Genomic DNA, 8,709 nt, shown 5'->3' with positions numbered 1-8,709 from the left:
GCCTTATCTGATCTGAATCTTCTCAGAGAGGTCATAGATTTCAAACAGAAGTTCTATCCAGTTAGATGGGCACATTATGAAACAGCTGTTCCTGGGTCATTCAAATTGATTCCTCCAGAAAAAATTAAACAGCTACTAGTTCGAGATTACCGGGAGATGCAAGTTATGATATTTGGCAAAAAGATCTCACTAACTGAAATATTCGAAACGCTAAAAGAATTGGAAGAACAGATAAACAACCTAAAGCCAACCTCAATATCGTAATCCGAGAACAGAAGAAGAGGCTTCTATCGTTGAGGAACCATAGCCAAGAGTCAGGTCGCCTGTCAGTGGTCGTAACTCAGACTCAAGACACAAGAAAGGCAACCCGCTGTACGACCATTGTCGCCTAACAAGTTGCCTAGTAGTCTGGTAGAATAAGGAATCACCGTCCTGCCGTGTGCCTTTGCACGTGCGGCAGTCCATTCTTCAAACCAACTGTTTAGCAGGGGTAGGACTCGGACCTACGACCTTCGGGTTATGAGCCCGACGAGCTGCCAACTGCTCCACCCTGCGTCGAATTTCTTCTGTACTATACGGAAAAAGGAAAATCTTGTCAACCAGCATTGTAATTAATGCTATAAAAATAATTTAACACCTTGCAACGGTTGTAGTTATTGGGTATGGTATTTCAACGCATAAAAGCCTTATGCTTTTACAGCATGTCTGGTACTATATACACAACGTTTCCCAATGAAACGTGAAGGAGCCTGGTACGAGTAAGAAAGTGGTTATCCTAGGTGCGGGAAGACGCGGCATGGGAATGGCAAAACAACTCATTACAGATGGTAAGGATGTAGTAATCCTTGACAACTCGTTTGAAAGAGTCGAAATGGCTGTTTCCAAACTCGATTGTCTTGGTGTTCTGGGCAACGGAACCGACATAGACAAGCTCACTGAAGCAGGAGTCGAGCAAGCAGAAGCCTTTATTGCAGTAACCAACAGTGATGAAATCAACCTGGTCTCATGCGGACTGGTCTCCTCATCATTCCCAAATACCAAAACCGTTGCTGCAATACGATCCCTGATCTACACCGGCAGTGGTGGCCTTAAGGAAGGATTACTCGGTATCGATTATATCGTAAATCCCAATGCAGAAACAGCACGATCGATCTTTGCCATCATAGAACAAGGGGTTAACGGAAACCTCTTGGCATTCAGTAACTCCAAGCTACTGCTCTATAATTTCTATATCGAAAAAAACAGTACCTATGTAGGGACCACCGTCAGTGAGATGCGCAGTAAGCTCAACGCTGAGTTTGTTATCGCTTCCATCAAACGAAGGGGACAGGTCCTCGTTCCTTCAGGAGAGACCACCATACAGGCTGAGGATACACTGAGTATCATAGCTGAATCGCAGGAAGTCACCGATATACTGAAAACAGTCGGAAAACTACAGAAAAGACCTAATAACATGGTGTTGGTTGGAGCTAGTAGAATTACCCGGGCACTGCTGAATCGGATGAGTCCTGCAATGCGTTCCAAGGTCACCATCGTCGACCAAGATCCTGAGGTTTGCAAGGAATTCTCAGAGCGCTTTCGTGAGATTCTGGTCATCAAGGCCGATATCACCGACGAAGACATCATGGCAGAGGAACAGCTGGGAAGCTATGATCTTCTTATCGCCCTTACCGACAATGACGAGTTGAACATCATCACCGCAAGTTACGCAAAACGTATCGGTATCATGCGTTCCATGGCACTCATCAAGCAAAACAACAACTATTCACGTATGGCTTCCTACCTTGGAATCGATGTGGTCATCTCAACCACCGACACCACCGTAGAGTCCTTGCTTCGCTATCTCAGGGGGAGCAATGTATCGAGTGTACACTCACTCTTCAACGGTCAGCTCGAGGTGTATGAATTCATCATCCACGCAGACAGTGAGATGTGCGGCAAGCAGTTAAAAGACATCAATATGAGAAAGAAGGCAATAGTTGCAGGCATTACCAATAATGAAGGGAAGAGCTTCATTCCCAATGGGAATTCTACCCTCAATGAAGGGGATACTGTTGTCGTAGCAGCACTCAGGCAAGCTACTGAGTTCATCCAAAAACTCTTTGGGTAGGATTACCATGATAAATTGGAAACTGGACCTTCGGCTGTTATCATTTATTGTACTCTTTATTGGCCTGCTTATGGGCATCCCTACTGCCCTGGCATTCAATTATCAGGAAACAGATGCCATCAAAGGATTTTTGGTAGCATATGCTGCCATAGCAATCTTCAGTACCACTATCCTTATCAGTACCGGAAAGTCACAGAATAAGCAGATGCTCGCTCGTGATGGGTACCTCGTGGTAACCCTGACATGGGTCATCGCAACCGCATTCTCAGCTATCCCCTTGGTAGCCAGTGGAGCCTATGTAGACTATCCCAGCGCCTACTTTGAGATCATGAGTGGATTCACTACCACGGGGGCCACGGTACTGCCGGAAATTGAGAGTCTACCCAAATCCATCCTGTTCTGGCGTTCACAAACCAACTGGTTGGGGGGTATGGGAATCGTGGTACTCTTCGTGGCCCTATTGCCGGCCCTTGGTGTCAGCGGAGCACTGCTCGTTGGAGCTGAAACGGTTGGCCCAACAAAGGATAAGCTTACTCCCAAGATCAAGAATACAGCCCTCATTCTCTGGTCGATCTATATCGGTTTCTCTGTACTCGAAACCATCTTGCTTCTCATGGGCGGACTATCTCTCTATGATGCTGTTACTGTTACCTTTTCGACCATGGCCGCAGCTGGATTCTGTGTAAAGAATTCATCCATAGGGACATTCTCAAGCCTCTATGTAGATGTTGTGGTCACCATATTCATGCTCATTGCAGGAGCCAACTTCGCACTCTACTACAAGGCCATCAGTGGAAAATTAAAATCCGTTCTGAGGGATGGTGAGCTTCGCTTCTATCTTGGTATCTGGGCAGTGGTTGCATTGCTTGCAGCTTGGCATCTCACATTTTCAAATACCTATGGTTCCTTCGGTGAGGCTTTCCGCTACAGTGCATTTCTCACTGCATCCATTCTCACCACCACAGGGTTTGCTACCACTGACTATGTGCTCTGGCCTGCCTTTCCGCAGATGCTTTTCTTCCTGCTCTTCTTCATCGGAGGATCGGCAGGATCTGCCGGAGGTGGTGTAAAGGTGGTCAGGATTGCCACACTCTTCAAGATGGGGAGAGCCCATATCAAACAGAGAATTCACCCAAAAGGAATTTTCCAAGTCAGAGTCGGGCGATCCCCCATACCTGAAGATTTGATGAGATCCATTGCAACCTTTTTTGGTGTCTACATCTTCACAGGAATTGTCGGAGCAGTTCTTATCTCCTTGAGCGGCCTTGATCCCTTTTCCAGTATTGCAGCCTCATTCCTCTGTCTTGGCAATATCGGAATCGGATTTGGGGAAGTTGGCCCCACAGGTAATTTTGCCTTTCTTCCTTCAGCTCTGAAATGGGTGTGTTCCTTCCTGATGCTGGTAGGCCGTCTTGAATTGTTTACCGTTTTTGTCCTGTTTTCAAAGCATTTCTGGAAGCGTTGATAGAAAAACCACAGCTTGTCTGACATGTGGGTGGATTTTTTTCCACAGATTCCGTAAGATGGCAAAAAACCGGGTCAGTACACCCGATATGAGAAAGGAGCCTCAGATGAAAAACATCCTCTTGATCCCCGATTCTTTCAAGGGAACCATGAGTTCTGAACAGATCTGTTCCATCATGGACAGAGCTATCAAGCGCCACTACAGCGATGCAAAAGTCACCAGTATCCCGGTCGCAGACGGAGGAGAAGGGAGCGTAGATGCTTTTCTTCAAGCCCTCGGTGGGGAGAAACGTATCGTAACTGTGCAAGGCCCCTTTGGACAACTCATGGAAAGTTTCTATGGTATCATCAAGGGCGATACTGCTGTCATCGAGATGGCATCTTGTGCAGGGCTTCCCCTGGTGGGCGATGAACTCCGCCCGGACAAGACCACAACCTATGGTGTTGGACAGCTGATGCTTGATGCAGCAAAAAACGGTTGCAAGCACATCATCGTTGGTCTTGGAGGCAGTTCCACCAATGATGGTGGGTGCGGAGCAGCAGCTGCTTGTGGTGTTGTATTCAAGGATAAGGATGGCAATGCATTTGTACCTACCGGTGGGACTATGGACCAGGTTGCATCGATTGACACATCAGAGCTCGATCCAGCGCTCAAGCAGGTAACCATCACCACCATGTGTGACATTGACAATCCGTTCCACGGAACCAATGGTGCAGCCTATATTTTTGGACCACAGAAAGGTGCAGACCCTGAGATGGTAAAGGTACTGGATTCCAACCTAAAAAGTCTCGCTGGAGTAATCCTGAAAGATCTGGGTATTGATGTACAGGCAATCCCTGGCAGTGGAGCAGCAGGCGGAATGGGTGGCGGCATGGCTGCCTTCTTCTCCTCTACCCTGCAGATGGGAATCGAGACCGTTTTGGATACCGTCAACTTTGACTCCCTGCTCAAGGAAGCAGACCTGGTCCTTACCGGTGAAGGGAAGATCGATGGCCAGTCACTCAGGGGAAAGGTGGTTATCGGGGTATCCAGACGTGCCAAGAAAGCCAAGGTACCAGTACTCGCTATCGTTGGGGATATCGGGGATGATGTGGAAGGAGCCTATGACGAGGGAGTCACCGGCATCTTCTCGATCAACAGGGTCGCTGTTGAGTTCAAGAAGGCCAAAGGCCGTGCCCCTGAAGATATGGAGAAGACCATCGACAACCTGATGCGATTCACCAAGCAGATGGGACTATGAATCGAACAGCATTGATAGAAAGGCTCAGCGAACTTGCTGAGCCTTCTTATCGCTCATTCCAGCTGAAACTGCAGATCTCAAATGGAGTGGTGTATGGAGTCAGGGCACCAGCACTACAGAGGTTGGCAAAGCACATTGCCTCAAAGCAGGATATACATCTTTTTACCGAACTGCTCCGCTGCGATTCCCTCTCCTATGAAGAGACCATCATCCTCTACAAGCTCTTTGGCCTGATGTCCCTCACAGAAGAAGAGCGGTTTGCCTATTTGCCCAAAATGTTGCCCTATAACAACAGTTGGGCCACCAATGATTGCCTCGCATCTGAGATGAAATGGATTCGGAAGAACAGGGATTTCTACTACCCTTATTTCAATGCATTACTGGAAAAGGAATATCCCTATGACAAGCGCCTGGGAATTGTCACCCTGATGCTGTATTTCCTTGAACCTGACACCTTTGGGGAGGTTCTCAAGAAACTCTCCACTGCAGAGAGCGATCACTACTACGTTATGATGGCACTTGCTTGGGCCTATGCAACTGCATACTGCAAGGATAAGGAGAGAACCCTTCCCTACCTGCATTCCGGGATTCTTGCTGAGAAGGTAAGGAAAAAAGCCATCCAGAAGTGCATTGAATCACGCTTGGTCAGTGATGAGGATAAAACACGACTCAAGGCTCTCAGGCAAGCACCCTGAGCGCATTCCCGCACCACATCCCTTCAAGGTCGGTGGGTGAGAATCCTTTCTTGGCAAGGGCATCCCAAAGTCTGCCCATTTTGCTGTAGTGGTCAATCTCCAATGACCCATAGATCCCATCAAAATCAGTCCTCACTGCAATTGCCTGAGATCCTCCAACCTGTTTGAGATGACATGCATGTCTTACCATAGCCTCCAAGCTGCTGTATTCCCAGTCCTCCGAGAGAAAGGAAGGACAGAAATTCAGGCCAACCACCCCACCTGCATCCGCAATCTTTCGAATCATCGCATCACTGAGATTCCTGCTGTGGTTGGTGATCGCCCTACAGTTGGAATGACTCGCGATGAATGGTCTTCCAGCAACCTTCGCTACATCATAGAAACCATCATCATTAAGATGCGAAACATCAACCAGAATGTTATGACGTTCCATCTCTGCGATCACATCGTAGCAGAATGGTTTCAGTCCACCACTCATGTGGTTTGGAAAGGCTAGATCATTCTCCTTGTTCCAGATCAAGGTGGCCATCCTCACACCCCAGGAAGCAAGGATGGAAATCCGATTCAGCTCCCCTTCCAGTATCTGAAACTCCTCACAGCTCAGTAAGGCACCCTGGACAGGATTGTTGCGTATCTCCTCGGCAGTCCTCACCTGGCCAATCCGATGCCCAGCGAGGGAGATTTCCTCTAAGAAGCGGTCATGCATTCGCACTACCGTCTCCCAGGGAGCAATCCCTTGCTCCAAGGGAACATAGAGGGCAAAGGTAGTGGTAATGCTTCCTGCCATCTCCATCCACCTTACATCAGTATGTCCATCATTCTCGATGAGAGAACCATGTGACTCTCCAGCCTCCAACGCATAGATGGTGTCACAATGTAAATCGATAAGTGGATACATAAAAAAGTTCCCCCGGGTAGTTGCCGATAGCAAATAATTGTAGTATGTTACCTATACAATACAAGAAACACAAAACGTAGTAAACGTACAGAATAGGAGTTTAAGATGGTTAAAAATGTAACAAAGAGCACATATGAAGCTGAAGTTTTGAAGAGTGATGTTCCCGTTGTAGTTGATTTCTGGGCACCATGGTGCGGTCCTTGCCGTATGCAGGGCCCCATCCTTGATCAGCTCGACAAAGAAATGGATGGAAAAATGAAGGTCGTCAAAGTGAATGTTGATGAAGAAGGCGAATTGGCCATGACCTTTGGCGTGCAGTCCATTCCCACCTTGCTTTTCTACAAGGACGGTAAAGTTGTGGACAAGGCAATTGGCGTACGTGACGCAACAGCTGTGAAGAAGGCTCTCAGCCTCTAAGCCTGAACGAAATCACGCACAGACCCACAGGGCATGACTCTGTGGGTTATTTTTTTCATTCCATGATTCTTTTTGGAGAAACTTATCTATTTTGTGTTGACATATTGTTTCTGTTTATAGTAACATCACACCCAACACAAGGAGATATCCAATGCAGAACATGCTTACCAAAGAGATCAACACAACCAACCTACCCGACTCAGATGGTCGTTTCGGAGAGTTCGGAGGTTCCTACATTCCTCCCCAGCTACAAACTGTCATGGATGAGGTAACCAAGGCATATGAGGAAATCGTACAGGACCCAGCATTCCTTGAGGAGCTCAGTTCGCTTCAGAGACATTATATAGGTCGTCCCAGTCCTGTCTACCATGCAAAACGCCTCAGCAAAGAGGTAGGAGGGGCGCAGATATATCTAAAGCGTGAAGACCTGAACCATACTGGTGCACACAAGATCAACCACTGTATTGGAGAAGTGTTGCTTGCCAAGAAACTGGGAAAGAAGAAAGTCATTGCTGAAACTGGTGCAGGACAACACGGAGTTGCCCTTGCAACTGCAGCTGCCTTGCTTGGACTTGAGTGTGATATCTACATGGGAGAGGTCGACATCAAGAAAGAGGCTCCTAATGTAAGCAGAATGAAGATTCTAGGTGCCCAGGTTATCGAAGTTACCAGAGGAACAAAAACACTCAAGGATGCAGTGGATGCAGCTTTTGAGGCATATCTAGAAGATCCCGATACCCAGATCTACTGCATAGGCTCTGTGGTGGGACCCCACCCCTTCCCCATGATGGTAAGGGATTTCCAGAGTGTAGTGGGAATCGAGGCAAAGGCACAGATCCAAGAGTTGGCCGGCCGACTTCCTGAAGCTATTGTCGCTTGTGTAGGTGGCGGTTCAAATGCCATGGGGATTTTCAGTGCCTTCCTTGAAGACACCGAGGTCAAGCTCTATGGAGTTGAACCAGCTGGAAAAGGGTTGGATACCCCCGACCATGCAGCAACCATTACCAAAGGCTCTGTAGGCATTCTACACGGATTCAAGAGTCTATTGTTGCAGGATGAGAGCGGGGAACCACTTCCTGTTTACTCCATTGCCAGTGGTTTGGATTATCCTGGTGTTGGTCCGCAGCACAGCTATTTAAAAACCATCGGAAGAGTCAACTATGATAGTGCAACCGACCATGAGGCTGTCGAGGCCTTCTACGGACTGAGTAGAATGGAAGGTATTATCCCAGCCTTGGAATCGAGTCACGCTGTTGCTCACGCCATCAAGCTTGCAAAAACCATGAAGAAGGATGAGATAATTCTGGTAAACCTCTCAGGTCGAGGGGATAAGGATATTGATTATGTCCTGGAGCACTACCCCTTGGTGGAGTATGAGCCAACGGGCAAGGAGAATGGATTCGAGGAGTTCCTCTCCCATATCAAGAAATCATAACGAGTATTATTCATCTGCTATCATTCATACAGGTCGGTCTCGAGGAGGCCGACCTGTATAATACCCTGATGATGTATGGATGCTATTGCTAGCTTTTTAACTGATAATATTCCTCCAGGTTCTCCAAGTATACCAGGCCCTTCTCCTGTAAACGAGGACGCATGTTATAGATATCAAGACCGAGCGTTCCTTCGGCAAACATCGCACGCTTCTCTGCTTCTTTCCTCTCACGCTCCAATCCTTTCTTGAGCACTTTTTCAGCTTCCAAGCGCTCTACGATGACCACACCGTCATCGTCAGCCACCACCACATCGCCGGGATTAACCACCTGACCTGCACAGACTATGGGAATATTGACCGCACCGAGGGTCTCCTTGACCGTACCTTGTGCACTTACTGCCTTGGACCATACGGGGAATCCCATATCCTGGAAGGATGCAGTGTCACGT

The 8,709-nt window shown here is 47.8% G+C and carries 7 protein-coding genes, 1 tRNA gene and 2 pseudogenes; 7 read left to right on the top strand and 3 right to left on the bottom strand.

The genetic code is table 11. The features are described 5' to 3' along the window. Nucleotides 1–264: pseudogene (locus JF818_RS16410) on the top strand (nucleotidyl transferase AbiEii/AbiGii toxin family protein); the annotation flags it as partial. A gap of 218 nt (nucleotides 265–482) precedes the next feature. On the opposite strand, the gene JF818_RS09845 reads toward JF818_RS16410, so the two are convergent. Continuing rightward, a tRNA-Met gene (locus tag JF818_RS09845) sits at nucleotides 483–555 on the bottom strand. Nucleotides 556–739: 184 nt separating this feature from the next. Here JF818_RS09845 and trkA point away from each other — a divergent pair. The 4 genes from trkA (at nucleotide 740) to JF818_RS09825 (ending at nucleotide 5,510) form a co-directional block, all read left to right on the top strand. Beyond that, the gene (trkA, locus tag JF818_RS09840; protein WP_370570324.1) at nucleotides 740–2,110 is read left to right on the top strand and encodes a Trk system potassium transporter TrkA; all 1,371 of its coding nucleotides are present in this window, start codon (nucleotides 740–742) and stop codon (nucleotides 2,108–2,110) included. Nucleotides 2,111–2,117: 7 nt separating this feature from the next. Then, nucleotides 2,118–3,575: a TrkH family potassium uptake protein gene (locus JF818_RS09835; protein WP_198891838.1), complete on the top strand. Its 1,458-nt coding sequence runs from the start codon at nucleotides 2,118–2,120 to the stop codon at nucleotides 3,573–3,575. A 106-nt stretch (nucleotides 3,576–3,681) separates the two neighbouring features. Next, complete coding sequence (locus JF818_RS09830; protein ID WP_198891837.1) at nucleotides 3,682–4,815, top strand: glycerate kinase; 1,134 nt, start codon at nucleotides 3,682–3,684, stop codon at nucleotides 4,813–4,815. Then, nucleotides 4,812–5,510, top strand: coding sequence for a DNA alkylation repair protein (locus tag JF818_RS09825; protein WP_198891836.1), 699 nt, complete (start codon nucleotides 4,812–4,814; stop codon nucleotides 5,508–5,510). The genes JF818_RS09830 and JF818_RS09825 overlap by 4 nt, the downstream gene beginning before the upstream one ends. Here the strand turns inward: JF818_RS09825 and JF818_RS09820 are convergent. Then, entirely contained in the window at nucleotides 5,494–6,408 is a 915-nt protein-coding gene (locus tag JF818_RS09820; protein ID WP_198891835.1) for a dipeptidase, read from the bottom strand. The two genes, JF818_RS09825 and JF818_RS09820, sit on opposite strands and share 17 nt — an antisense overlap. Before the next feature lie 105 nt (nucleotides 6,409–6,513). Here JF818_RS09820 and trxA point away from each other — a divergent pair, with 105 nt between their 5' ends. After that, entirely contained in the window at nucleotides 6,514–6,825 is a 312-nt protein-coding gene (trxA, locus tag JF818_RS09815; protein WP_198891834.1) for a thioredoxin, read from the top strand. 151 nt (nucleotides 6,826–6,976) lie between these two features. Then, entirely contained in the window at nucleotides 6,977–8,260 is a 1,284-nt protein-coding gene (gene trpB / locus JF818_RS09810) for a tryptophan synthase subunit beta (RefSeq protein WP_198891833.1), read from the top strand. An 88-nt stretch (nucleotides 8,261–8,348) separates the two neighbouring features. On the opposite strand, the pseudogene JF818_RS09805 reads toward trpB, so the two are convergent. Then, nucleotides 8,349–8,709, bottom strand: a pseudogene (locus JF818_RS09805) (4-carboxy-4-hydroxy-2-oxoadipate aldolase/oxaloacetate decarboxylase); the annotation flags it as partial.

It is taken from the genome of Sphaerochaeta sp. S2 (genome assembly GCF_016406725.1).
Taxonomy (GTDB): Bacteria; Spirochaetota; Spirochaetia; order Sphaerochaetales; family Sphaerochaetaceae; genus Sphaerochaeta.
The sequence above is the reverse complement of the archived record's forward strand: the minus strand, read 5'-3'. Positions and strand labels throughout refer to the sequence as shown.

Coding starts and splice junctions, on each gene's coding strand:
- JF818_RS09830 (WP_198891837.1), top strand. CDS start 3,682: ATGAAAAACATCCTCTTGATCCCCGATTCTTTCAAGGGAACCATGAGT.
- JF818_RS09835 (WP_198891838.1), top strand. CDS start 2,118: ATGATAAATTGGAAACTGGACCTTCGGCTGTTATCATTTATTGTACTC.
- trxA (WP_198891834.1), top strand. CDS start 6,514: ATGGTTAAAAATGTAACAAAGAGCACATATGAAGCTGAAGTTTTGAAG.
- JF818_RS09825 (WP_198891836.1), top strand. CDS start 4,812: ATGAATCGAACAGCATTGATAGAAAGGCTCAGCGAACTTGCTGAGCCT.
- trpB (WP_198891833.1), top strand. CDS start 6,977: ATGCAGAACATGCTTACCAAAGAGATCAACACAACCAACCTACCCGAC.
- JF818_RS09820 (WP_198891835.1), bottom strand. CDS start 6,408: ATGTATCCACTTATCGATTTACATTGTGACACCATCTATGCGTTGGAG.